At 59.1% G+C, this 24333-nt stretch carries 25 protein-coding genes and 2 pseudogenes; 14 read left to right on the forward strand and 13 right to left on the reverse strand.

The window, feature by feature from the left end:
• Window positions 1–267: 267 nt before the first annotated feature.
• The 6 genes and pseudogenes from ACCD05_RS27405 to ACCD05_RS27430 form a co-directional block, all read left to right on the forward strand.
• Window positions 268–696 (forward strand): annotated as a pseudogene (locus ACCD05_RS27405) (NAD(P)-binding protein); the annotation flags it as partial.
• A gap of 182 nt (window positions 697–878) precedes the next feature.
• Window positions 879–1295, forward strand: a complete 417-nt coding sequence (locus tag ACCD05_RS27410) for a DUF2177 family protein (RefSeq protein ID WP_111565251.1) — start codon at window positions 879–881, stop codon at window positions 1293–1295.
• 110 nt (window positions 1296–1405) lie between these two features.
• Window positions 1406–2083: a sigma-70 family RNA polymerase sigma factor gene (locus tag ACCD05_RS27415; protein WP_413396736.1), complete on the forward strand. Its 678-nt coding sequence runs from the start codon at window positions 1406–1408 to the stop codon at window positions 2081–2083.
• Window positions 2080–2733, forward strand: coding sequence for a ChrR family anti-sigma-E factor (locus ACCD05_RS27420; protein WP_112436993.1), 654 nt, complete (start codon window positions 2080–2082; stop codon window positions 2731–2733). The genes ACCD05_RS27415 and ACCD05_RS27420 overlap by 4 nt, the downstream gene beginning before the upstream one ends.
• A 189-nt stretch (window positions 2734–2922) precedes the next feature.
• Complete coding sequence (locus ACCD05_RS27425) at window positions 2923–3435, forward strand: fasciclin domain-containing protein (protein ID WP_413396749.1); 513 nt, start codon at window positions 2923–2925, stop codon at window positions 3433–3435.
• A gap of 1096 nt (window positions 3436–4531) precedes the next feature.
• Complete coding sequence (locus ACCD05_RS27430; protein WP_112950255.1) at window positions 4532–4945, forward strand: OsmC family protein; 414 nt, start codon at window positions 4532–4534, stop codon at window positions 4943–4945.
• 323 nt (window positions 4946–5268) lie between these two features.
• Here the strand turns inward: ACCD05_RS27430 and ACCD05_RS27435 are convergent, their stop codons facing one another.
• Window positions 5269–5997, reverse strand: coding sequence for an SDR family oxidoreductase (locus tag ACCD05_RS27435; protein ID WP_112950254.1), 729 nt, complete (start codon window positions 5995–5997; stop codon window positions 5269–5271).
• Between the two features lie 96 nt (window positions 5998–6093).
• Between ACCD05_RS27435 and ACCD05_RS27440 the strand changes: the two genes are divergently transcribed.
• Window positions 6094–6516 carry a winged helix-turn-helix transcriptional regulator gene (locus ACCD05_RS27440; protein WP_111565246.1) on the forward strand — a complete coding sequence of 141 codons (423 nt, stop codon included), beginning with the start codon at window positions 6094–6096 and terminating at the stop codon, window positions 6514–6516.
• A 743-nt stretch (window positions 6517–7259) separates the two neighbouring features.
• Entirely contained in the window at window positions 7260–8246 is a 987-nt protein-coding gene (moaA, locus tag ACCD05_RS27445) for a GTP 3',8-cyclase MoaA (protein ID WP_413396738.1), read from the forward strand.
• A gap of 129 nt (window positions 8247–8375) precedes the next feature.
• Here moaA and ACCD05_RS27450 read toward each other — a convergent pair whose 3' ends face one another.
• The 8 genes from ACCD05_RS27450 to ACCD05_RS27485 form a co-directional block, all read right to left on the reverse strand.
• Window positions 8376–8933 carry a pyridoxamine 5'-phosphate oxidase family protein gene (locus ACCD05_RS27450; RefSeq protein WP_111565244.1) on the reverse strand — a complete coding sequence of 186 codons (558 nt, stop codon included), beginning with the start codon at window positions 8931–8933 and terminating at the stop codon, window positions 8376–8378.
• 263 nt (window positions 8934–9196) lie between these two features.
• Window positions 9197–9685: a heme-binding protein gene (locus ACCD05_RS27455; RefSeq protein ID WP_111565243.1), complete on the reverse strand. Its 489-nt coding sequence runs from the start codon at window positions 9683–9685 to the stop codon at window positions 9197–9199.
• A gap of 93 nt (window positions 9686–9778) precedes the next feature.
• Window positions 9779–10360, reverse strand: coding sequence for a response regulator transcription factor (locus tag ACCD05_RS27460; protein ID WP_111565242.1), 582 nt, complete (start codon window positions 10358–10360; stop codon window positions 9779–9781).
• Window positions 10357–11868, reverse strand: a complete 1512-nt coding sequence (locus ACCD05_RS27465) for an ATP-binding protein (RefSeq protein ID WP_112949875.1) — start codon at window positions 11866–11868, stop codon at window positions 10357–10359. The genes ACCD05_RS27460 and ACCD05_RS27465 overlap by 4 nt, the downstream gene beginning before the upstream one ends.
• 793 nt (window positions 11869–12661) lie before the next feature.
• Entirely contained in the window at window positions 12662–13258 is a 597-nt protein-coding gene (locus ACCD05_RS27470) for a TetR/AcrR family transcriptional regulator (protein WP_112949877.1), read from the reverse strand.
• A 2-nt stretch (window positions 13259–13260) separates the two neighbouring features.
• Window positions 13261–13725, reverse strand: coding sequence for a DUF1348 family protein (locus ACCD05_RS27475; protein ID WP_112437041.1), 465 nt, complete (start codon window positions 13723–13725; stop codon window positions 13261–13263).
• Between the two features lie 635 nt (window positions 13726–14360).
• On the reverse strand, window positions 14361–14879 hold the full coding sequence (locus ACCD05_RS27480; protein ID WP_111565239.1) for a Dps family protein: 519 nt from the start codon (window positions 14877–14879) through the stop codon (window positions 14361–14363).
• A gap of 178 nt (window positions 14880–15057) precedes the next feature.
• On the reverse strand, window positions 15058–15894 hold the full coding sequence (locus ACCD05_RS27485; RefSeq protein ID WP_111565257.1) for an alpha/beta fold hydrolase: 837 nt from the start codon (window positions 15892–15894) through the stop codon (window positions 15058–15060).
• Between the two features lie 229 nt (window positions 15895–16123).
• On the opposite strand from ACCD05_RS27485, the gene ACCD05_RS27490 reads away from it, so the two are divergent.
• Window positions 16124–17122, forward strand: a complete 999-nt coding sequence (locus tag ACCD05_RS27490; protein WP_111565238.1) for a GlxA family transcriptional regulator — start codon at window positions 16124–16126, stop codon at window positions 17120–17122.
• Between the two features lie 276 nt (window positions 17123–17398).
• Here ACCD05_RS27490 and ACCD05_RS27495 read toward each other — a convergent pair.
• The 3 genes and pseudogenes from ACCD05_RS27495 to ACCD05_RS27505 form a co-directional block, all read right to left on the reverse strand.
• Window positions 17399–17862, reverse strand: a pseudogene (locus ACCD05_RS27495) (DUF1348 family protein).
• A gap of 346 nt (window positions 17863–18208) precedes the next feature.
• The gene (gene cynS, locus ACCD05_RS27500; RefSeq protein WP_111565237.1) at window positions 18209–18679 is read right to left on the reverse strand and encodes a cyanase; all 471 of its coding nucleotides are present in this window, start codon (window positions 18677–18679) and stop codon (window positions 18209–18211) included.
• 45 nt (window positions 18680–18724) lie between these two features.
• Complete coding sequence (locus tag ACCD05_RS27505) at window positions 18725–19384, reverse strand: carbonic anhydrase (RefSeq protein ID WP_111565236.1); 660 nt, start codon at window positions 19382–19384, stop codon at window positions 18725–18727.
• A 111-nt stretch (window positions 19385–19495) separates the two neighbouring features.
• Between ACCD05_RS27505 and cynR the strand changes: the two genes are divergently transcribed.
• Entirely contained in the window at window positions 19496–20395 is a 900-nt protein-coding gene (gene cynR, locus ACCD05_RS27510; RefSeq protein WP_112437291.1) for a transcriptional regulator CynR, read from the forward strand.
• 17 nt (window positions 20396–20412) lie between these two features.
• Here cynR and ACCD05_RS27515 read toward each other — a convergent pair whose 3' ends face one another.
• Entirely contained in the window at window positions 20413–21312 is a 900-nt protein-coding gene (locus ACCD05_RS27515; protein WP_111565235.1) for a LysR family transcriptional regulator, read from the reverse strand.
• Between the two features lie 108 nt (window positions 21313–21420).
• On the opposite strand from ACCD05_RS27515, the gene ACCD05_RS27520 reads away from it, so the two are divergent.
• From ACCD05_RS27520 to ACCD05_RS27535, 4 genes are all read left to right on the forward strand, one after another.
• Window positions 21421–22053, forward strand: a complete 633-nt coding sequence (locus tag ACCD05_RS27520) for an HD domain-containing protein (protein WP_052821381.1) — start codon at window positions 21421–21423, stop codon at window positions 22051–22053.
• Between the two features lie 36 nt (window positions 22054–22089).
• On the forward strand, window positions 22090–22776 hold the full coding sequence (locus tag ACCD05_RS27525) for an amino acid ABC transporter permease (protein WP_111565234.1): 687 nt from the start codon (window positions 22090–22092) through the stop codon (window positions 22774–22776).
• A gap of 1 nt (window position 22777) precedes the next feature.
• On the forward strand, window positions 22778–23434 hold the full coding sequence (locus ACCD05_RS27530; RefSeq protein ID WP_111565233.1) for an amino acid ABC transporter permease: 657 nt from the start codon (window positions 22778–22780) through the stop codon (window positions 23432–23434).
• A gap of 71 nt (window positions 23435–23505) precedes the next feature.
• Complete coding sequence (locus ACCD05_RS27535) at window positions 23506–24291, forward strand: transporter substrate-binding domain-containing protein (RefSeq protein ID WP_111565232.1); 786 nt, start codon at window positions 23506–23508, stop codon at window positions 24289–24291.
• Window positions 24292–24333: the final 42 nt, after the last annotated feature.

The raw sequence follows: 24333 nt of genomic DNA on the forward strand, positions 1-24333 counted from the left end.
TTCGGCAAGAACTCTTTCACGAACGTCTGAGCCGCCGCTTGGGTGGCAACGGCTCATTTCTCGCGCGACGCGCGTGCCATCGACTGTTTCGATCTTGTCATTCGGTTCAACGGCTGTCGGTGGGTCGGCGGGGGACGCCCAGCAAATATCGCCGCGGTTCGCGATAATGGGCGGAATCGCGAAAAAGAGCGGCTAGCTAGAAAACCGCCACGAATTCCCAGCGTAAAGGTCGATAATGCATGAGATTGGATCCGCGAGAGGCTTTGTATGGAATTTGAAGCATTCGGCACCCGGTCGCGCCGCCTCGACGTTGGAATTATTGGCACGGCTATATCAAGTCCTTCCGCGGCTTGGCTTCTCGCGAAGCATCATGATGTAACGGTATTCGAGGCACGGGATTGGATCGGCGGTCACTGTAACACGATAACGTTTAAGTCAGAGAGCGGCGACACTGCTGTCGATACCGGCTTCATTGTCTACAACGAAGTGACTTACTCCAATCTGACAGCATTGTTCGATGTCCTTAGCGTTCCGGCGGCTGCTTCCAATATGTCTTTCGCGCCGTCCCTCAACGGAGGTCAATTTGAATATTCCGCCCGCAGGGAACTGGGCTTATTCGCTCAGTGGTCAACCATCGCCATCCGCCGCTTTTTGTTGATGATGCGCGATCTCTTGCGCTTCTATCGTTACGCACCGGCATTATCCCTTAGCGACTGTCCTTCTCGCAACGGTCTAATCCCTTCTGATTGGGAGGCATTTGCATGATGATCACGCTGGCGATCGTCCCTAAAGGTTGTGTTGTCTCCGGTCTGATCCACAAGGACGTGGACTGGACGCGCTTAAACTAAGCCTAAAATCCATCCATCTGGGAGCCCCTTATGAAAACTTATCTGACCGCCTACATCGCGACGCTGATCGCCTTCGTCGCGATCGATTTTGTCTGGCTGAGCACCATGGCCGACCGTCTCTATAGGCCGACACTAGGCGAAATCTTGGCGCCGCAGTTTCGACTTGCGCCGGCATTGGCGTTCTACCTGATCTACGCCGCCGGGCTGACCTTCCTCGCGGTCAGGACGGGGTTGATTTCAAGATCGATGACGACAGCCGTGCTTCACGGCGCTGTCATCGGCCTCACGGCTTATGCCACCTATGACCTCACCAACCAGTCGACGCTGAAAAACTGGTCGCTTCTTTTGACGATCGCCGATCTTATCTGGGGAACCGTCTTGTCAGCGGCAGCATCGGGCTTCGGGTTTTGGCTCACGCAACGAATCTTCGGGGTTGCTCGCCTCTAACGGTCGGCGCTACGCCGGCTGCCAGCGTCATCGTAGCCCAAGTAAGGGCTTAAGGGTAAATTTCCGAATTTATTTTTGATCCACTAGCATGCTGCTGCGTAGTTAACGCCATGAACATGCAGATGCCGCTTAGAACCGAGCTACGTCGAGCCTTAAGCGCCGAGGCGAAAGTGTGGCCGACGTCGTCGGGCGGGGCGCGAGAGGTCGATAAATTGGAGGAAGAACCCGTTAGCTTGGATGCGGGACGGTTAAAGGCCTTGATGTCCGCGGTCGCGGATTCGCGCGACATCGGCGCGTTTGAATTACTCTATCGCTATTTTTATCCACGCGTGCGCTCTTACATGGTGAAGATGACGAGGGGAAATCGGATTTTGGCCGAGGAGCTAGCGCAAGAGACGATGATGCGCGTCTGGCACAAGGCGGGGCTTTTCGATCCGGCCAGGGCGCAGGCTTCAACCTGGATATTCACGATCGCCAGAAATCAGATGATAGACTCGGTGCGTAAAAGTTCTAAGCCTGACTTTGATCCAAACGATCCAGCATTCGTGCCAGATGAGTTCGAGGCGGCGGACGTGCTTATCGAGCGGCAGCAAAGTGCTGCGGCGCTGGGTCGGGCGATGGCGACTTTAAAAGGCGGATATGCTGAAGTGCTGCGCCTGTCGTTTTTCGAGGGTCTTACCCACTCGACGATCGCGGAAAAACTAAACCTCCCAATTGGTACGGTGAAATCGAGGATACGACTTGCATGCGAGAAACTGCGTACAGCCCTTCAGGACGAAGCCAAATGATCGAACATCACCTGGATGACGATATGCTCCTGCAATACGCGGCTGGAACCTTGGCCGAAGGCTGGAGCGTTGCCGTTGCGACCCATCTCGCCTTGTGCCCGGCATGCAGATCCAAGCTGTCGGTCCTCGAAAGCGTTGGCGGATATTTTATCGATAGTGAAATTGCCAATGACACCAATGTTTCGCGAGACTGGGAGTGCTTGAAGGCGGAAATCGATGCAGGCAAGATTGACAAGGTTGTGCCTATTAAGAAGCGTTCTGATACCGACCGGACATACCCAGAGCCTCTGAGGACCTATATCGACGCAGCCGGTGGTCTGCGGTGGCGAACGCTTGGGCGCGGCGCCGCCCAGATGATCATACCGACCGGCGACGAAACGGCGACGTTGCGATTGCTCAAGATTCCAGCCGGTCAGCCAGTCCCGGAGCATTCCCATCGGGGCGTTGAATTGACCCTGGTGCTTGATGGGAGCTTCAGCGACGAAGTTTCCACGTTCGCTCGAGGCGACATCGAAATGGCGGATGACAGCCTGATGCATCAGCCCAAGGCCGATGCCGGCAAGGACTGTATCTGTCTTGCCGTGACCGAGGCGCCGCTCCGCTTCAAGAGCCGGTTATTGCGGCTGATACAGCCAATGCTGGGCATCTGAGGCGGGGCATCATCCTTGTGACGTCGCAAGTCAGCTCGCTTGCTTGGAAATTTCACCAGCTATTTATCCAATGTCTGAACCGAGGCCGCCGTTATCCGTGCAAGCTCTACCGAGCCAAGGAGCCGGTATTGAGAGGAGATGATCATGAAGAAGTTTCTGGTGGTTTCTTGCGTAGCGTTGGCAAGCGTCATGGCAGGGAGCATGATTGCGTATGCCGCGAACCCGAAGGTTGGTGGAGCCGCGATGTTCGAGAACAAGAACATCGTTGAAAACGCCGCGAATTCAAAAGATCACACGACGCTCGTCGCTGCCATCAAGGCCGCGGGGCTTGTCTCCACACTCGAGGGAAAGGGGCCGTTCACCGTCTTCGCTCCAACCAATGAAGCCTTCGACGCGCTTCCCAAAGGCACCGTCGAGACGCTGCTCAAGCCCGAGAATAAGGACAAGCTCACGAAAATTCTGACCTGTCATGTCGTCGCCGCGGACGCGATGGCCAGCACCGTGGCGAAGATGATCAAGGACGATGGCGGCGAGCATGACATCAAGACCGTCGGCGGCTGTGTATTAAGGGCGAAGGACCACATGGGCAAGATCACGCTCACTGACGAGGCAGGCGGAACCGCGACGGTGACGATCGCTGATGTGAAGCAGTCGAACGGCGTGATCCACGTGATCGACAAGGTACTTCTTCCCAAGATGTAACTTCCAGCGCCGGGCTAGTTTGGTGCATGGATTTTCAGGAACAGCAAAGCCACCACTGGCACTTTCAAAAGGTGCCTTCAGGAACATGGTTCTCCTTCAAAAACAACAAAGAGGGTATTTGAGACCGGCTCGTGGCAGGCACATGCGGTCTTCCACGTTTATCGATTAACCTCCTTCCAGAATGGGCCGGCGACCGAGCCGCCGGCCCCCCGCGGAGCCAATGACGATCCGCGCCAGCTCCTGGGGCGTGGAGCCGGGTCCAGCGAGTAAGTAGCTCGCATGGGACGATTTTGTTACGGAGTACTCGAGCACTGGATCAAAAAAGAATCATGTGATGCAGCCATGCGTCCGGAGGATCGCGAGCCAGCAATCATTGCACGGTTCGTGGATGTGGCCGCGGAAGCAGCACTGTGATCAAAATGTCGTCGCCTATCTATTGTCAGGGCTCCGCGACCCACCCAAGCCGCGGCTCTCATCCAAGGTTCCAGAAGGTTACGGGGCGGCCGCTGGTAGGAAGCCTAGCTGTCAGGCGGCGGAAGGAAGCTAGCCCCTCGCTCGACGACCTGCTCAATCCGGCCGACAATTTCCTTCGACGCATTGCTCCATTGATGATCGTATCCGAGAGGAAGCCGTTGGCCGGGCAGAGAATTGGCGGGCTTGCACCGGTTGTCGACGATCGTCCAGCCCTCCCGCGCCTTTCGACCGCCCTGCAAGGAACCGTTCGCCACGGCGGACGGATCACGAATTAGAGATTCAATTCCGAGCATCGCGGTCAGGGCAGCACATCCACTCGGTTGAGCGTCTCTCGAACCATCGGGTTATGAAGCAGACGCGGGTTTGTCATGTTGCTTCCATCCAAGACCTTGCTGACGCGGATGCGGCGAATGGGTAAGATGTGCTGTCGACGGAAGCTCATTAATTGGAAAAGCCTCCAAACGCTTAAGAAGGACCCTATGGTCGTGTATGAATAACGGGCCAATGGCCGAAGTTCCGAAACTGCAAGACGCAGCGCATTACCCTCAACATCTTCCGTGGCCATTGACATGTCGTGTGGATGACAGAAGCTGACGATCCAGCACTCGGAACGGAGATGGAGATGGTCCAGTCGATCGTGGAACTGCGGAACGTCCCGGGCACGGAAGCGGCAGTCGGGTGGGCTGGCGGTCACACTGTGGTGGTCGACAGACCAGATGGTAAGGCTGGCGGCATGGGCCTCGGCTTCAACGGCGGCCAGCTGCTGGCCCTGGCCATCGGAGGTTGTTACTGCAACGACCTCCGCTATGTCGCTCACGATCTCGGCGTGGCCATCGGAGAGATCGAGGTAACGGTGAAACTGGAAATCGACGGGGCGCCCCTAGTAGTGACCGACGCCGTCCTCTCCGTGAGATGTACGACGCTGCACGGCCCCGATGCGCAGACCTTGATCGACCGCGCGTGGAAGGCCTGCACGGTCGCAAATTCCCTGAGGGAAGGCGTGCCCACGAGATTATTGGTGATTGACGGCTCATGACGCGTCCGGCCATGCTGGCCAGCCTTGTATCCTCCGGACAGACGTGCTTTAAGAACCTCCAATATCCTGCCTTGCTGGCCGCCGAACCTGTCGATGAAGGGTGCGACCCTTCGCCTTAGCCGAGACTTCCGGCAAATCTTTTGGCGTATCGGCGGCACGATCACGCTAGCGGTCATGGAAACACTCACTATCGAAAATGGGCTCATTACCGTCTGGCGGGATTATTTTGATCCCGGTGACTTCGATAGACAGCTGGCTGCCTTGTAAAGTAAAGTCGAAACGATAGGCCCGGTGCGTGCGCTATCGGGCCTATCGTTCCAGCGTCAGACCTGGGCCATGCCTCCATCCACAGCCAGTTCCGCACCCGTCGTGAAGCTGCTCTCGTCGCTGGCAAGGAATAGTGCTGCCGCCGCCACCTCATCAGGTCTAGCCATGCGTCCGAGAGGGACCATGCTGGACAAGGCGTCCCGAACCTCCCGTGAGGCGCTCGCCATCATCGCTGTATCGGTTGGTCCTGGGCTAACGACGTTGACGCGAATGCCCCTGGGAGCCAGTTCGTTGGCAAAGGTGCGTGCAAACGAACGGATCGCGGCCTTGCTCGCACCATAGACGCCATAGCCCTTGGTGCCGATGTCGCCCGCAATGGACCCGATCAGCACGATTGTGCCACCGTGTCGCATGAGATCTATCGCACCTTGCGCCGCGAATACGAGAGACCGGACATTCAAGTCAAATGTCCGATCGAAATGATCCTCGGCAATGTTTTCCAGCGGCGCGTATTCAGACAGGCCCGCGTTGATCACGAGCACATCGATCCGGCCTCGTTCCGATGCGATATGCTCGAATACGCGCTTACGATCGGCATTTTCGCTGGCGTCCGCTTGAATGACCCTGATGCTGCCCGTGGTCCCTGCCTTTGATGTGCTGTCGCCACCCTTCCGGCTGGTCGCGTAGACGTGCGCGCCTTCGCTGGCGAATCTCTGCGAAATGGCTCCGCCAATCCCGCCCACGCCGCCGATCACGAGGGCGATCTTGTTTGCTAAGCTGCTCATGTGAACTCCATTTATAATGACCGAGGATTTGATATATGAGCTATACCTACGGTCAATTACGCACTACATATAAAGCAGATATCGAGGAGTATACCCATGTCGGAAGTGGAGGCTGTTCTTTCACCCAAAGACAGCTTGTCTCGTCGGGCAAAGCCCGTCTCCAAGGAGGCGTTGGTGGATGTCGAGAAGGCACGACCGGTGCTAGAGCAGATCGCCAACAAATGGTCGGTCCTGATCCTGACGGTCTTGTGCAGCAGGCCGTCACGGTTCAACGAGATTATGCGGCGTCTTGACGGGATCACGCACAAAGCGCTCGCCGACGCATTGAAACGGCTAGAGCGCAATGGGCTCATACGCCGTGAAGTGCTCACGACCACGACGCCTGTAGGCGTTGAATATACCATCACGCAGCTCGGCCGTTCCCTTCAGCAGCCGTTCGAGGCGCTATACGCGTGGTCCATGACCTTCGGTCCTGAGCTTGAGCGGGCGCAAGTGGAATACGATCGCCAGCGAGACTAGTTCTCTGGCGATCGTAATGCGTGCTACTGTCCGCCTGACGCGCGGACCACCAACTTGCCAAAATCGCGCCCCTCGAGAAGACCCATGAATGCGGCAGGGGCATTTTCGAGGCCTCGATCATGTGTCCCCGGTACTTCAGCCGGGCGTCAGCGATCCAAGCCGCGGCTTCCTTTAAGTTCATGCAAGACCATGCCCGAAATTAATCGTTCCAGGCGACCCGGGCCGTCGAGAGGCCTTGGGAGCTGAGTGACTAAGGCAGAGCAGGCAACACGGATTGCGTCCATCGTTTGCTAGTGTCACGTTTTTGCCAACATTCGCGGTAGCGTTACCCGCGCTTGATCGATCGCCGCGCAACCGAAAATTTTTGGCGGACTTGGACCATGCCGACTTATGAGATAGACCAGCCTTCAATATCTTTTCAGACAGCTGCTAGGACGCTTGCGGATCATATGGAGGATTTCGCGAACGAGCTGTCCAAGTTACCCCGCTCGATCGAGCTTACTGCCCTTGAACTCAGGTTTGCGATGCTGCGGGCTTTGATGGAGGAGCGACTGACCGGCGAGGACCTGCCACCATGCGGGGCGGCCAATCAGAACTTCGCGGCTCAGGAGCGACTTTCCCGCTCCTGATCTATGCTGAAGGGTCTTTTGAAGGTGGCACGCAATGCGATAACTTTGGCATATGCGGATCAACCCTTAGCTTTAAGCAGTTCCACGCCACGGTCGGTAGTCGGAGAAGACCCGATGATCGACCCGTTTCAGCGGGCCGTCACCTATCTGCGTGTCTCGGCGACCGATCGCTGCGATTTCCGCCGCACCTATTGCATGGCCGAGAACATGAACTTCCTGCCGAGGAAGGATCTTCTGACGCTGGAGGAGCTGAACAGGCTCTGTTCCGCCTTTATCGCCAAGGGCGTTCGCAAGCTGAGACTGACCGGCGGCGAGCCGCTGGTGCGCAAGAACATCATGCATCTCGTGCGCCAACTCGGCCAGCAGATCGGCTCCGGTCTCGACGAGCTGACGCTGACCACCAACGGCTCGCAACTCGCGCGTTATGCCGACGAGCTCTATGATTGCGGTGTTCGCCGCATCAACGTGTCGCTGGATACGCTCAATCCCGACAAGTTTCGCGAGATTACCCGCTGGGGCGACTTCCACAAGGTCATGGAAGGGATTGATGCCGCCCAGAAAGCGGGCCTGCACATCAAGCTCAACGCCGTCGCCTTGAAGGATTTCAACGACGTCGAGATGCCCGAGATGATCCGCTTCGCCCATGGTCGCGGCATGGATCTGACCGTCATCGAAACCATGCCGATGGGCGAGATCGAGGAAGACCGCACCGATCGCTATCTGCCGCTCTCCAAGTTGCGCGCCGATCTCGAAAAGCAGTTCACGATGAGCGAAATCGGCTACCGCACGGGTGGCCCTGCCCGCTACGTCACCGTCGAGGAAACCGGCGGCCGCATGGGCTTCATCACCCCGATGACCCATAATTTCCGCGAGAGCTGCAACCGCGTGCGCCTCACCTGCACCGGCACGCTCTACATGTGTCTCGGCCAGAACGACGCCGCCGATCTGCGCTCGGCCGTGCGCGCCACCGAAGACGACGGCTTGCTCTACGCCGCGATCGACGAGGCGATCTCCCGCAAGCCCAAGGGTCACGACTTCATCATCGACCGCACCCACAACCGCCCCGCCGTCAGCCGCCACATGAGCGTCACCGGCGGGTGATCCAACCGGCTCTCCCTGGGGGAAGTTCCTGAACTTCAACGGTCGACAACCACCCGCGCGCGGCAAGGGACTGTTTCAAAGGCAAGGTGTCACGGCGCTACGACGAGAATCGGCCATTTTTCAATCCGACTAAGCGTCGTCGAACATCCCAGTCGGAAGCCCGTCAATGCTGTAGCTGTTCTTCTCGCGGCGATAGATCTCGATACCGTCCGGGCCCTTTGCGTCCGTCCATTGGTCCAGGCTCGACCGCTCGGCCTTGTAGTCGAACAGCGGAACGCCGAAGCCGCAGGACGTTTGTACCAGATCGATTTCCAGCAAGATGAATTGACGGGCTCCGGAAGGTTCCGAGCCTCCAAAATGAGTGAGCAGGATGTTGCCGTATTCGGAACTGTCACGGCGTATGGTTCGCCCGCGGCCGTAAAGACGCAAGATCATCGGCGGCCCTTGGACGGCGCAAAACATGATCGTCAGGCGACCATCCGCGCGCAAATGCGCGGAAGTCTCGTTTCCACTGCCGGTCCTGTCCAGGTATACAATCTTGTTCGCGTCGATCACACGCAGTGAGCCCGTCTCCCGAGGCGAAATATTCACCCGGGAATCGCCGGTGGCCGAGGCCGTGAAGAAAATGTGCTGCCGATCAATGAAGTCTTTAAGACGAGCGTCGATACTCTCGAACTGCTTTGCCACGGCTCATGCGCCTCGTGTTTTCATGAAGATGGGTGCAAATAGCCACGAGCCTAATTGGAAATCAAGCAGCAGACCACCGCGCAGGATCACCTTTGACGTTGGGTTCCCCGCGGCGACGAGTGACGCCGGAGCCGTTTCACCAGTATGGCGACCTCGCCCTGTGAATAGAGCGCGGCACTCCGCCCGGGATGACTACTGCAGCCACGATAGAGCTGCTGAACGGCTCCCAACCGTATGATCGGGAGCCGTTGGCGGTATTCGCTTCACTTGATGCGGGCGCTGACCTTTTCGATTGCTTTGTTCGCGCACGCTTCGTCCAGGTTGCCGCCCGGTGCGCCTGCAACGCCAATCGCGCCGATCGTATCCTTGCCGACCTTGATCGGGACGCCGCCGGCTAGAACGAGGAAGCCTGGAATATCCGACATACCGGCCGCGACCGGGTTCTTGGACACATTTTCGGCGATGGCGCTGGTGGGGTTGCGCGACGAGGCCGAAGTGAAAGCCTTCTGCGTGGACGCATCGGCGGTGTGGGCGCCCGCGTTCTCGGAGCGAACCAGCGCAAGAAGGACCCCAGACCGGTCGGTCACGGCTGCTGACACGTTATATCCGTCGGCCGTGCATGCCGAAACGGCCGCCTGGGCGATATCAACCGCGAGCGTGGTCGCAATACTGGTCTGCTTCACGGTATCCTGCGCAAAAGCCGGGGCGGCTACAAGCGCGCTGGCAGTAAGGGCGAGCATAAGGGTTTTCATTTTGTCCGCTTTCTTTCCATTGTTGATGGCTTCCAGCTTAAAGGGAGCTAGCTTGGAGTATATTCGCTGTGTCACCGAGTGGGATCGGTACGATTACCGATGTCCCATGAGCCAGATGCGGGTTTGCTCGGCGACTGCCGGCGTTCCGAGTTTAGTTGCAATGCTAGCCCGATGACTGTCGACGGTTCGGACCGACACATCGAGCGCGACCGCGATGTCCTTGCTTCCAAAACCCTTTGACACCAGCTCGATCACCTCCAGTTCTCGGGATGTAAGATGGTCGAGCAACCGACTGTTCTCGTCGCGGACGAGTAGATCGTCGAGCGCGGCCTCGCAGGTTGCGATTGTTTCCATCAGCACGTGCTCATCGACTGGCTTTGCGAGGAAATCGAGGACGCCGGCCTTGAACGCACGGCGACATGCCTCGACGTCGCCGTGTCCTGTAATCATGATGGCAGGCCAGCGGATCCCGAGATCCTCGAGCCTCTTCAGAAGCTGCAGGCCGCTGATCGCGGGCATTCTGAGATCAAGCAGCATGATTCCGGGCTTTGCCTTCTCCACATGAGCGAGGAGGTGGGCCGCGTCAGGGAAGGCCGCAACTTCTTTTCCATAGGTCGCGAGCAGAAGCGTCATCGCCTCCCGCACCGCAAGGTCGTCGTCGACGAGGTAGATCACGTGGGCTCTCCCAGTGGCAGGCGGATGATGAAACTGGCGCCGCCGTCATTGCGTGCTTCCAGACTGCCATCCATCCGTTCGATCAGCCGTGAGGACAAAGGCAGGCCAAGACCCAATCCGTCAGCCTTGGTGGTGAAGAACGGGTCAAAGATCCTGTGGAGCGAACCCGTCTCGACGCCTGGCCCATTGTCCGCGACAATGATCGCGACGCCGTCGCCCTCCCATCGAGCCTCCAATGTAATGCGCGGAGAGGGGCGCCCACCGAGCGCATCGGCGGCGTTCCGAACGAGGTTGTGAATAACCTGCTGAAACGAAACCACATCGATCGGGACGGCGGGTAGGTCCGAGGGAACGTTCATGTTGAGGGTGATTGCCCGCGCGTCGATGTCCGCTTCAACGAGTCGCATGGCTTCAATGATCGCCTCATGGAGAGGGACCATTTTGATATAGGCCGGCGCACCTGAAATATATGCCCGCATGCGCCCAAGGATATCTCCCGCACGCTTGGCCTCGCGAATATTCGCCTCGAGTGCCTTTTCGAGGATATCCTGACGGCCCATGGCCAATGCTCGTCTTGCGGCCTGGCTCTGGCTGAGCATTGCCGCTACCGGCTGGGCCAGTTCATGGGCAATGCCGGAGGCCATTTCGCCTAGGGCATTCACGCGCCCGGCATGGGCAAGTGTCGCTTCCTGTTTTAGAAGTGCTGCTCGTGTCTCGTGACCACGGCGTTCAGCTTGGGTTTGCAGGTACGACACGGACAACCAGATGACCGCCGCCCAGCCGACGATAAGCGGAATGGCCAACCGGAGCGGGACCAGTTCAATGATGCCAAAATTCCGGCCGATCTCCAGCTGGAGTGGCTGGGTATGGCTCGTCATCACGATCCCGGTCGTCGTGGAAAGGAGCCCTGCATCGATGGCACCATGTAATGCCAAGGTCTCATCGTTCAACGTCAGCCTTGTGGAATAGTTCTGGGGCGGCTCCTCACCAGCCAGCAAGGCATTCGCGTCGATGCGCAGACGCAAGATCCGACCGGGCTCGACAAGCTTGAAAAGATCGTAGGCGTGGATGCCGGGCAGGGCGCGCGTTGTGATTTCGCCGACATTGGAGAGCTTTGGCAGATCGTCGAGGGTGCGCCCGCCTTCCTCCCGAGCCCCGCCGGCATGGCCGTAGCGGAAAATTCGCGCCGCACCCTCATCGAGACGGAACGTGGCAATTTCGACGATGCGAGGGTAGCGGACCAGAATGTTTTGCGAGAGGCCCTGAATACTCGGCGACGGCTCCTCCGGCGACATTCGTACGATCGCGCCCAGCGCGCTAAGGTGTGCATCGTGCTGCGCCAGCTTCTCGGCGAGAAGCGTTTCTGTGGCACCAGCCCTGTCCAACAACTCCTGCCGACCCGACCGATATTCGACCGCCGTGAGGGCAAGAATCGACAGCGAGCTGGCCGTGACCCATGCGAGGACGGCCTTAGCAAGATGAGTGCGCTGGTTTAGAAAGCTATGCATGACATATGACGCCGCAGGGCATCCGCTCCGTCGTTGGGTGGTTTATGGTCAAATCAACACTTATCGGGGGGACGCGGCAATCGGTAATCCTACTGGAACAGAACTGCCGGATCCACAGGGACGGGCCAGATAGACGGCGCGATAACGGTGCCAAATCGGAGGAGGCGGGACCACAAAGGGATAGGGTTGCCACCGCGGGCCGCTGAGATCCGCATCTTTCGCGATATCCCTAAAGGATGGATGCGTTGAGATAAGCGGCAAATCCCGCAGCGGACACGCCGCGAGACGGAAGCGGTCCCAGGATGTCACCGAATTTGTAAGCGACCAACATCCCGACCATTACAATCGCGCCGCCGTGAGCGACACCGGCTGAGACTGCCAGCCCGATCGCACAGAGGCAGATGGTCGTCGCCAGGCACGTCATTGCCAACTGCCCCGTGATGTGCTCGCGTCGGCGGAAAAGGTCGACATGAAGCCGATCCAGCTGAAGCCTACCGCCAAGCATAAGCAGAGTGATTGCATCTTCGATCCTTAGCGAAATAGTGAAACCGACACCCGACGAACTGTCATGTCGTTTGCAGCTAGCAAGGCGAAATCGATAGCACGATTATCCCGGTCATTAGCGCCGCGAGACATTGGCGATCTCGACCACGGCCCATGGTGGCCCGAGAGGAAAGCGGGGATGCACTTTGGGACCGCGGCTCCGATCACGCGCCACCGGGCGCCTGCCTCGCCCGAGGGGGTGGCGAGGTGAAAGGCCCGTCGTCGCATTCGTTTGGGCTTTGCTAAGCCGTCAGAGCGTGCTGCCGCTGGCACCGCCGCCGTGGCCTTCATTGAACGCCAATCGAGCATGGAGTTGATCGATCGCGCGTTGGAAGACGGCGGGATCATCGAGTGCCCGGGAGAGGACGATCGCGCCCTGGATGGCGAGAACGGCATCTTCCGAGAGGAGGCGTGCCTGCTCAGCGTCACGGCCTTGCCGGACGAGCGCTGCTTGCAAAGCGTCCACCCAAGCGACGAAGTAACGCCGGATGGCCTGCGCGAAGAGGTCCCGGGTGTTGGCAACAGCCAGGGCACCGACGAGACAGACGCGCCTGCCCGACCTGAAGTATGTCGCGGTTTCATTGAGCATTGTCGCTATCGCGGCATTGGCATCGTCCCCGTCTCGCAGGGGAGAATAGACGGACGCTTCAAACCATTGCTCTATCTCGGCGAGCACGGCCCGGACCATCTCCTCCTTCCCATTCGGGAAGAAGTGGTACAGGCTGCCCTTGCCCAGGCCGGTGGCCTTGCCGATCAAGGCAAGGCTCGCACCTTCGTATCCATGCTCGCGAAAAACTTCGGCCAGGGAGGCGATGGCATCAGATCTTTCAGCGACCATGCGGGCCATGATTAGAGGCCCAGATCGCTGAGGCTGGGATGGTCGTCCGGACGACGGCCGAGCGGCCAATGGAACAGGCGATCGCCTTCAGCAATCGGCATTTCGTTAATGCATGCGTGGCGGTGCGCCATCAGGCCGTCCTCTGCGAATTCCCAGTTCTCGTTACCATAGGCACGGAACCAATGGCCACTGTCATCGCGATATTCGTAGGCGTAACGCACAGCGATGCGGTTGCCGGTGAACGCCCATAGTTCCTTGATGAGGCGGTATTCATGCTCCTTGTTCCACTTACGCTCCAGAAATGCCTGGGCTTCTTCGCGGTTGGTGGCGAATTCAACGCGGTTCCGCCAGCGGGTATCGACGGTGTAAGCGAGGGCGACCTTGGCGGCGTCGCGGCTGTTCCAGCCATCTTCGGCCAGACGAACTTTTTCGACCGCGGTTTCGTGATCGAACGGGGGGAGAGGAGGACGTGACATGTTGATTTTCCTTTGTAAATCGCTTTTCGTGTACTGATTGGTCAACGCTTGACTGATTGGTACAGTAGTCATGGTGATTTTTGGTGTCAACGATTTTTTGAGGCGTCGTGACGTTTCTTCCGACGGAATTTTCCGATCGCGAACCGAGAGGCCTGGCGGTCAGAACGCCACGCGAAGGCTGATCAACCGCGCGACCATGGACCCGGGCGCGCCGACGGCAAATCAAGCGGTACTTCCGCATCGATCTTTCGGGTAGCAAACCGACGGCCTGAGGCGGCGAACGGATGGATCAGCGCAGCGACGCTGCAAGACTGCCCCGCCATGTTGGCGACCTGGCAATGAGAGACATGCGTTTTGGCGGACTTTGGTGCCGCGCGCGGGCTGGAATGGCGTCGCAATCAAAAAGGGATGTCACGCCTCGTTGCGAGGCGAGCGGCAAATCGGCGTTGGGCGCTCTAGCCCGGACGCCCATCGCGTTGCTGAACGATGGGAAACCCCATGGAACAATGGCCGACGGGGTTGACGGGCGAAGGTAAGAAATGGCGGAAAGCGCGCCTTGTCGGCCTATGGGCGGGGCGTCCGAGCCATTATGGAAAAAGAGGCGGCGCCCAATCTGGAGGCCGCCCGTCCGGCGATCAGTTGTTGGTGTCGCGGAGGATCTCGAACAGGAACCAGACACGCTTCTCGGTCTCGTCGATCCAGTTTTCCAGCAGACTGGCGGTCGCGACGTCGCCATACTCAACGCAGAGGTCATGTAGCGAGCGCATGCTGGCCACGAGCGAACCGTTGTCGTCGCGCAATTCCGCAAGCATCTCATGCGGATGAACGAACTCCGCGTCATTGTCGGCGATGCGCTGCCTGCGCGAGATATCTCCAATCGACCGCAGGGTGCTGCCGCCGACCTTCCGTACCCGTTCAGCCAACGGATCGGTCATCGCGAACAACTCGTCGCCGTGCTCGTCGAGCAGGAGATGGTAGTCACGGAAGTGCGATCCCGACATGTGCCAATGGAAATTCTTGGTCTTGAGATAGAGCGCGAACACATCCGCCAGCAAGGCCGTCGCGCCAGCGGAGATATCCCTGACCGCGTCGCTGCCCAATCCTGCCGGAGTTTTCAGCGTGGCGGCGCCACGCGACCTAATCTGTTGGTCCATGACCCTATTCCGTTCTTGGAAACGAATTGATTATGCCGCCCCTGAGGCGCCGGGCATCGCCTGAGCGGGCGGTGCGGCGTAATCCGGTGGCTCGCGGCTTTCGAAGAGGGACAAAAGCCCCTCTTCGTTTTTATCGGCCGAGACGGCCACGGCGCGGGTCATCCACACCGGACCGGGGTCAGCCCTTGATAAAGGCCAGCAGGTCCTTGTTCAGCACGTCGGCATTGACGGTGAGCATGCCGTGCGAGAAGCCGGGATAGGTCTTGATCTGGCCGTTCTTCAGAAGCTTGATCGACTTCCTTGCAGCATCGGCGATCGGTACGATCTGGTCGTCTTCGCCATGCAGGACGAGCGTCGGAACGGTGATCGCCTTCAGGTCTTCCGTCTGGTCCGTTTCGGAGAAGGCCTTGATGCCGTCATAGTGCGCCTTGGCGCCGCCCATCATGCCCTGGCGCCACCAATTCTGGATCACGCCTTCCTGAACCTTGGCGCCGTCACGGTTGAAACCGTAGAACGGGCCCGCCGGAACGTCACGGAAGAACTGCGCGCGGTTCGCGGCAAGCGCGGCACGGAAGCCATCGAACACTTCGATCGGCAGGCCCTCGGGGTTGGCGGCGGTCTTGACCATCAGCGGCGGAACGGCCGATACCAGAACGGCCTTGGCCACGCGGCCGGCCGGCTGGCCGAACTTTGCAACGTAGCGGGCAACTTCACCACCACCCGTGGAATGGCCGATGTGCACGGCGTTCTTCAAATCCAGCGCTTCGACGACGGCAAAAGCGTCAGCGGCATAATGGTCCATGTCATGACCGTCGGCGACCTGGGCGGAGCGGCCGTGACCGCGGCGATCATGGGCAACGACGCGGTAACCCTTCGACAGGAAGAACAGCATCTGCGCATCCCAGTCATCCGACGACAGCGGCCAGCCGTGGTGGAAGACGATTGGCTGTGCGTCCTTCGGACCCCAGTCCTTGTAAAAGATTTCAGTGCCGTCCTTGGTTGTTACGAGGCCCATGTCGATATCTCCTTGTACTGAATTGTTTGTGGAAGAGTTGTGTGAGAAGGCGAGCGCCGGAATGCTCACGCTGGCAAGTGCGATGCTTCCGATCAGTACGCTGCGTCTCGACACGAAAAACCGATCTGCATCGGATGCCATTGTATTTCTCCTGTCGCGCCGTGTTTGCGAATTCCGTATTTGACAAATAGAAGGTATCGCCATCTTCTGGCGGAAACACGTGGCGGAAATGACTTTATCCGAGGCAAAAGTGGCAAAACGCAAGGAACCTGATTTCATAGAGGTGGGGTTGCTGATCTACCCGGATTGTCAGTTGGCCGCTGTCTACGGACTGACCGATCTGTTTCGCGTCGCCAGCGACTGGTCGACGGATCTGCAAGTGCCGACCAGCCTTCGGAAAATCCGCGTCAGCTACTGGAAGATGGAGGGAGGAGATGTGTCCTGCACATGGGATTCACGACCCGGAGCTCCGCATTTGCTGAGCTACGTTATCGCGCCACCGAGCATCATCATGCCGGAGAAGATGCAAAGCATGAGCCCCGCATCGCAATGGCTCGCGTCCCAACATGCGCGTGGTGTAACCGTCTGCTCAATCTGTGCCGGAGCGTTTGTCCTTGCCGAGACCGGGCTCATCGACGGCCGGCGCGCCACGACTCACTGGGCTTTTGCCGAAAGGCTTGCCGAACAGTTTCCCAATATCGACGTCTCGCCGGACAATATGATCATTGACGACGGTGACGTCATCACCGCGGGCGGTATTCTCGCCTGGGCGGATCTTGGACTGCTGCTTGTCGAGAAGCTGTTGGGGCAGGCGGTGATGCTGGAGACAGCTCGCTTTCTCGTCGTCGATCCGCCGCGTCGCAGTCAGAGCCAGTACAAGGCTTTTCTCCCGCGGTTCGACCATGGCGACAAGGAGGTTCTGCAGGTCCAGCACCAGTTTCATGCGACACCAGAGCTGCAAAAGTCGATTGGCGAGCTTGCCGATAGTGTGCGTCTTTCGGAGCGAACCTTACAGCGCCGCTTTCACCGCGCGACACGGCTGAAGCTGACCGAATATCTGCAGAACGTCCGCATCATGAAGGCGCGGCAGTTGCTGGAAACAACGAACGGCTCCGTCGAGAGCATTGCCTGGGCGGTTGGCTATACCGATCCGGCGGCATTTCGAAAAATCTTCGGCAGGTTGACGGGCGCGAAGCCAAACGTCTATCGCGGCGACGCGCGGCTTTGATCGTGTCAAAGATGTAGCCGACCGCTGATCGTCGGCCCGCCGGAAATTGCCGCTTGCGTCCGCGAGGTGAGCGGTGATGTCGGTTCGATATCAAACTCTATAAGCGCACCCACCCGGTTATCGGAAGTTACCGACGTTTCGGTCTGCCGCGGCTCACCAGCATAGCCGATTGTGAACCCGCACCTGGAAAGCCTCGCCGGGTGCCCGGCTCTCCCGACAACAAACCGCGCCAGTGCGGGCGGGCACTGGCGCGGTCGATCAGAACGGGCGTGTTGGTCAGAAGCCAAAATCGCTCAAGGACGGGTAGTCGTCCGGGCGCCGGCCGAGCGGCCAAAGGAACTTGCGATCCGCTTCGGCGATCGGCATCTCGTTGATGCTGGAGTGGCGATGCGACATCAAGCCGTCTGCTGCAAAGAGCCAGTTTTCGTTGCCATAGGCGCGAAACCACTGTCCGCTGTCGTCGCAATATTCGTAAGCATGGCGCGCGGCTATCCGGTTGTCCTTAAATGCCCATAGCTCCTTGATGAGCCTATACTCGCATTCCTTCTTCCACTTGCGCGCCAGAAAGGCCTGAGCCTCCTGCCGATTGGTGGCGAGTTCCACGCGGTTGCGCCAGCGGGTGTCGAGGGTGTAGGCCAGTGTAACCTTGGCTGCATCACGCGAGTTCCAGCCGTCTTCGGCAGTCGAACCTTTTCGATGGCGGTTTCCCGCGTTAAGGAGGGGAAAGGGGGGCGCGTCACTGGCGTTGCCTTCGTGATCTGAGCGGTTTCGGCAAGCGCCGACCCAGCGAGGGCCGCAGCGGGCGGTGCAGCAATAAAAGGGCGGCGGTTCATAAGATTCACCTGTCAAGAAATGGGGGCTGTAACGTTTCGCGGGGAGGGGAGGCGATGAAAGCCTCGCCTGGACGATCGACCGCGCTATCGCCGCAAGCCACCCGGGGATCCGAGTTCTGCACATCAACTCGAATCGGGCGGGGTCAAGCGCGGTGGGGCGCGTGCTGAAGGCCAGACAACCCGCAATGCGTCGCGTCGCGGCCTAGAAGAGGCAGCCCGAGCGCCCAAAGCGCCGCGCTGCCCATCGGCGCCGTCAAAACGGCTTGGTCGGAAGGTATTTGCCGTCGAGCGTGATAACGGCACGGGAGCCGCCTTCCGGATCTTCAACCTTTTCGACTTTCAACGTGAAGTTGATCGCGCTGATAATGCCGTCGCCGAACTTCTCGTGGACCAGAGCCTTCAGCGTGGTACCGTAGACCTGCACGATTTCGTAGAAGCGATAGATAGTCGGATCGGTCGGTACACCATTTCCGAGGCTGCCGCGGACCGGAACGGTCTGCAGAAGTGCAACGGCGTCGTCATCGAGGTCAAGCGCCTTGCCCACGGTCTTGGCGGCGTCAGCCGGAAGCGGATGCTGGCCGAGCAAGGCGGCGGTGACGAAGGCCTCGGACAGGCCGGTGCCTTGGGTGATCTGGGCATAGCTCAGGTCCTTCTTGAGCTTCGATGCCAGAATGATATCGGTCAGGTCCTGACGGCTGTTCTGTGTGGCTTGAGACTGTAACATTTGGGTGCTTTCTCTTGTTGGGATTGGGATGTTGGTCTTGAGGGGTCAGGCAACGCGTCTTGCTTGATATCTGATGGCCTGGACCTCGGGATTGTCGGCAAGCGAAACGAAGGCGCCCCTGCTGCCATCGAAAGCTTCGATGTTTCCGCTCGCGATGTCGTAGATCCAGCCATGCAGGGCGACGCGGCCCTCCTCGAGAGCCAGGCGTACCGATGGGTGGGTCTGGATATTGGCGAGCTGTGCGATGACATTTTCACGCACCATGGATGCGACCTTGGCGGGCTCGTCCTTGTGCTCGCGGGCCTCGTTCACCACACGGGCGGAGTCGGCGTAACGCAGCCAGCTGCCCACGGCAGGCATGTGGTCCAGGCACTTACAGGAGGCGATGGCGGTCATCGCGCCGCAATCAGAGTGGCCGCAGATCACAATGTCAGAGACCTGCAGAGCCGCGACCGCGTATTCGACCGAGGCGGAAACGCCGCCCGGCTCGGGGCCGTAGGACGGGACGATGTTGCCGGCGTTGCGGATAACGAAGAGGTCGCCCGGTTCGCGTTGGGTAACCAGTTCAGGCACCAGGCGGCTGTCCGAGCAGGAAATGAACAGAGCCCGGGGGTTCTGCTGATTTGCCAAATCCTTGAAGAGCTTAACCCGCTCAGGAAAGGCCTCCTTCTGGAACTTCAGAAAGCCGTCAATAATGTCTTTCATCGCTGCGATCTCCGTTTCGCGATCTGTTGAGATGAAAGCTAAGGGCCGCATGGCATAATGTAAAAGTCTCGTTTATTATGCGATGGATTAGATAATCTTATAGGTTTGATGATGCTTTCTCGACAGGTTCGCTATTTCCTTGCAGTGGCGGAGCACCAGAGCTTCACGCGGGCCGCGGAGGCCATGCATGTCTCGCAGCCGGCGCTTTCGCAGCAGGTCAGGCTGATGGAGGAAAGCCTTGGCGTGCAGTTGTTCGACAGATCAGGGCGCATGACACGATTGACGGATTCCGGAGAGGTTTATCTCCAATACGTGCGTCGTGCTTCGCAGGAGTTCCGGGAAGCCAAGCGCGCGCTCCACGATGTGAACGACCTCAGCCGTGGAGGGCTGCGGGTGGCAGTGACGCCAACGTTCACGACCTATCTGGTCGGCCCCCTCGTCGAGGCGTTCCACAGTCGGTACCCGAATATCTCCCTCAACCTGCGGGAAATTTCGCAAGAGCACATGGAGGATCTGCTTCTGTCTGACGAGATCGATCTGGGGATCGCGTTTTCCGGAACGCCGACAGCCGACCTCGATCTTGAGCCCCTGCTGGTGGAAACCCTGGCCCTGGTCGTCAGAACCGGACATCCTCTGGCGGGTGAAGCATCAGTGGGACTTGAGGCCCTGAGTGCGGCGTCCTTGGTGCTGCTCAGCGCGGAGTTCGCCACGCGCGAGCAGATCGATCGTTTCTGCCGTCAGCACGGCATTCAACCGCAGGTCCGGATAGAGGCCAACTCCATCAGCGCGGTGATCGAAATTGTTCGCAGGACGTCTCTCTCGACACTCCTACCCGCAACGATCGCCTTCGCCCATCAGGACCTGAAGGCAATTGCCCTCGATCCGGTGCGCCTGCAGCGCACCGCCGTGTTGATGCAGCGCCGGGACGCCTACCGAAGCGCCGCGGCCAAGATCTTCCTTGCCCTGGCAAGGGAGGTTGCGGCCGGGTTGGAAGGGTTTGAGGCTGCGTGAGGCCACCGCGCAGGTGATCAGCCGCAGAAGGCGACGTCCACACTCACCTTGCGGATCATCTGCGCCACTTGCGGTAAGGCCCGCACGACGGCGCCCTTGTTGGTCCCGATGAACACGTCCTGCATGGGGAGGCGGGAGTGGGTCCTCAGCAAATGTACCGTTCCCGCTTTCAGTTGGGTATGAAGCAATCTGCCTGGCAGGATGCTGATGCCCGTGCCTGCCTCAACCAAGTTGAGGATGGCGCCAAGGTTGTTGCAGACGTTGAGGCGAAGGCCAAGCTCGCGGTTGCCGCTCAGGGCATTGGTCGTCAAAGTATGGAGATTGGACGGCGCGGGGGTTGAGAATATTCTCTGTCGGAGAAGCATCGCTTCCGAGACGAATTCGCGCGGCATCTCGAGTTTGGGGCTGGCGAACCATTCGACCGTTTGACGGCCGAGCAATTCCAGCGCGACGTTGTCGTGTTCGGGTGGTGTCGACAGGACTGCGATATCGAGCAGCCCTTCGGAAAGCTGTCGGGCGAGGTTGTGGCTGGTGTCGACGGTGGCTGCAACGCGGGTCTCGGCAAAGCGACCGTCGAGTTCGTCCAGCAATGCGGGAAGGCACACGACCGCGAAACTGTCCATCACGCCCACTCTGAGTGTCGGCAGCCGGGTGTTGCGCGTCTTGATATTGGATTCGATGTCCCTGGCAATGCCGATCATCGCCTCGGCATAGTGCTTGAGAGCCTCGCCCTCGCTGGTCAATTGCAGCTGGCGCTTTTGCCGGATGAACAGCGCCACACCGAGTTGCTCCTCCAACTCCTTGATACGATAGGACACAGTCGGCTGGGTGATGCTCAGCTTCTCCGCCGCGGCATTGAAGCTGCGCAATTGCGAGGCCCAATAAAATGCCTCGACCGCCGAAAAGCTGAGAGCCATGTCAACCTATAGAAAAATTCGATCGATACCTGGCAATATCCTAATTGGATTTTGAATTCAATCACTCCTAAGCTCACTCAGTAAGCAGCTCAGCTAGGTGGTCAAAAAATGTACAAAACCATTTCCCGCGCGCATATCCTCGAAGATCTGCCAGAGATAGCGGATATCGAGTCGGCCGAGTTGCGTGAGAAGGTTATCGACGCCTGGGTGTTCGCTCTCGAGCGCTCGTCCTTCGATCGCGTCACCGACATTCAAGGTGAGGGCAGCCCTAACATTTTCTCCCTGAAGCGCGGCACGCAGGATGCACATCTGCGCGGCGTCACCCGTCTGGCTCTGTCGATCTATGAAGAATTCAAGGCGACCTATCCCGAGGCCAAGGTCGATCGCGACATCATTCTGGCCGGCGGCCTTTGCCACGACATCGGCAAGACCTGGGAATTCGATCCGGTCAAGCTGAAGCGCTCGGCCGAGCGCGGCGATCGCTACGGCGACCCGACCTACCGTCATTCCGCCTATGGCGCACATGTCTGCTTGTCCGTCGGCCTTCCCGACGAAATCGGCCATATCTGCATGGGCCACGCAATGGAATTCGGTCAGATCGGCCATAGTACCGAATGCTTCATCATCCGCCAGGCCGACCACACCTGGTGGCTGGTCGCGGCAGCGCTCGATCTTTGCCATCCCGATACGATCGCGCAAGCGGGCAAGAATATCCGCGTGCGACCGCTCGGGACTGAATGACGACTGTAACTGTAAGGCGCGAAAGCCGAGGTTAGCATGGATTACACCTTCCAATTCGGCCCACTAGCAAACTACCTACCGCAGTTCATCAGCGGCTTCTGGCTAACGATGCTGCTGGCGTTCGTGGGAATTTTCGGGGGCATTGCGCTCGGCGTCGGCTGTGCCGTCGCCTCCACCTTACCGGGCTGGTTGCCGCGTTTTCTCGTCCGTTGCTACGTGGAGGCGATGCGCAACACGCCGCTTCTGGTGCAGATCTTCGTGATCTTCTTCGGACTTCCGAATCTCGGCGTGCGGATGTCACCATTGACGTCGGTCTTCATCGCGCTGGTTCTCAACAATGGCGGCTATATCGCGGAGATCGTCCGCGGCGGCATCCAGTCGACGCATCGCAGCCAGGTCGAGGCGGCCGAGAGCCTCGGGATGACCTATTTCCAGACGCTTCGCTTCGTCATCCTGCCGCCGGCGCTCGAGAAGGTGTTCACGCCCGTCGTGTCGCAATGCGTGCTGCTCATGCTGTCTACCAGTCTCGTGTCGGCTATCGGCGTCGAGGACCTGACCGGAGCTGCGATGATCGCCAGTTCGGAGACCTTCCGGACGATGGAAGTCTATCTCGTTATCGCCGCTGTCTACGTCATGATGAATTTCGTCTTCCGCGCCATCTTGAACCTTGCCGGGTTGCTGATCTTCCGCCGCTCGCGCCGCAATCTTTTCCGGGGGAACTGACATGCGTACCTTTGGCTCGCCGGAATTCTTCTTCATATTTCACGCGCTGCGCTGGACGTTGACGCTGACTGTCATCGCTTTCGTGGGCGGGGGTCTGGTCGGCATCGCGCTCGCCGTGATGCGCATCTCGTCTTCGAGAGCGCTGCGCGTGGCGACCTCCGCCTATATGCAGTTCATCCAGGGGCTGCCGCTGCTGATCCTGATGTTCATCTGCTACTATGCCCCATCGCTGTTCGGCCTCGAAGTCAGCGCGATTGCAGCTGCCGCCGTGGCACTGACCATCAATTCCAGCGCGTTTCTCGGCGCCATATGGGAAAGCGCGCTTCGGGCCATTCCGAAGGCGCAGTGGGAAAGTGCGGATGCCTTGGCACTGCACCCCTACAAGGTCCTTCGCTACGTGATTGCACCGCAGGCCATCCGGCTGGCAATGCCCTCGACCGTCGGCTTTCTGGTGCAGATTATCAAACAAACCTCGATCGCCTCCATCATCGGCTTCGTCGAGATTACCCGTGCCGGCCAGCTCGTCAGCAATGCGACATTCGAGCCACTGAAGTCCTTCCTGGCCGTAGCCGCCTTTTATTTTGCTGTGTGTTTCCCGCTCACCCAGCTCAGCCTCTGGCTCGAGAGCCGCGCCGCAAAGCGTGGAGCTCGTGCCTAGGCAATATCATCATCAACGACACGAAGAAGGTCGCTGATCATAGCCGGAACCCAAAACTGAGAGGATACAACATGCGCCTGAAATCCCTATTCATGCCCCTGATCGGTCTCGCCATCGCTCTGGGCGCCACTGCGGCCTCCGCCGCCTCTCTTGACGAAATCATCGCCCGCAAGAAAGTCCTGATCGGCGTTGATCTCTCGGTCCCGCCCTTCGGCATCACGAACGCCGAAATGCAGCCTGATGGTCTCGACGTCGATGTCGCCAAGCTGCTCGCCAAGGATCTCGGCGTCCAGCTGGAACTCGTGCCGGTCACCGGCCAGAGCCGCATCCCGTCGCTCCAGACAGGCAAGGTCGACTTTGTCGTCGCGAGCTTCGGCATCTATACCGAGCGCGCGCTGTCGGTCGCTTTCTCGAACCCCTATGGCGGCCACAAGTCGGTCATCATCGCGCCGAAGGGCACCGAGATCAAAAGCCTGGAGGACCTGAAAGGCAAGAAAGTTGGCGTGCCGCGCGGAACCGCGCATGAGAAGGTGCTATCGGCGGCGAACATTCCCGGAATGGAGCTGGTCCGCTTTGACGATGACAGCACGACGCTGAACGCGCTGGTCGCCGGTCAGGTGGATGCCATCGGGACCGTGAACTATATCGGCGCGCAGCTTCAGCAGCGCTATCCCGACAAGTTCGAGGAAAAGACGACCTATCTGCAGAGCTTCTATGGTGTGGGTCTGCGCCGTGGCGATCCGGATCTCCTCCACTGGCTGAACACGGTTCTCTTCGTCCACAAGCAGAGCGGCGAGCTCGGCCAAATCTACGAAAAGTGGATGAAGACGCCGATGCCCGAACTGCCATCCTTCTAAGCCTAATGGTCGCAGGGGGCAGCATAGGTCGCTGCCCCGGCA

Source organism: Rhizobium sp. Rhizsp42 (assembly GCF_047304155.1).
Classification (GTDB): domain Bacteria; phylum Pseudomonadota; class Alphaproteobacteria; order Rhizobiales; family Rhizobiaceae; genus Rhizobium.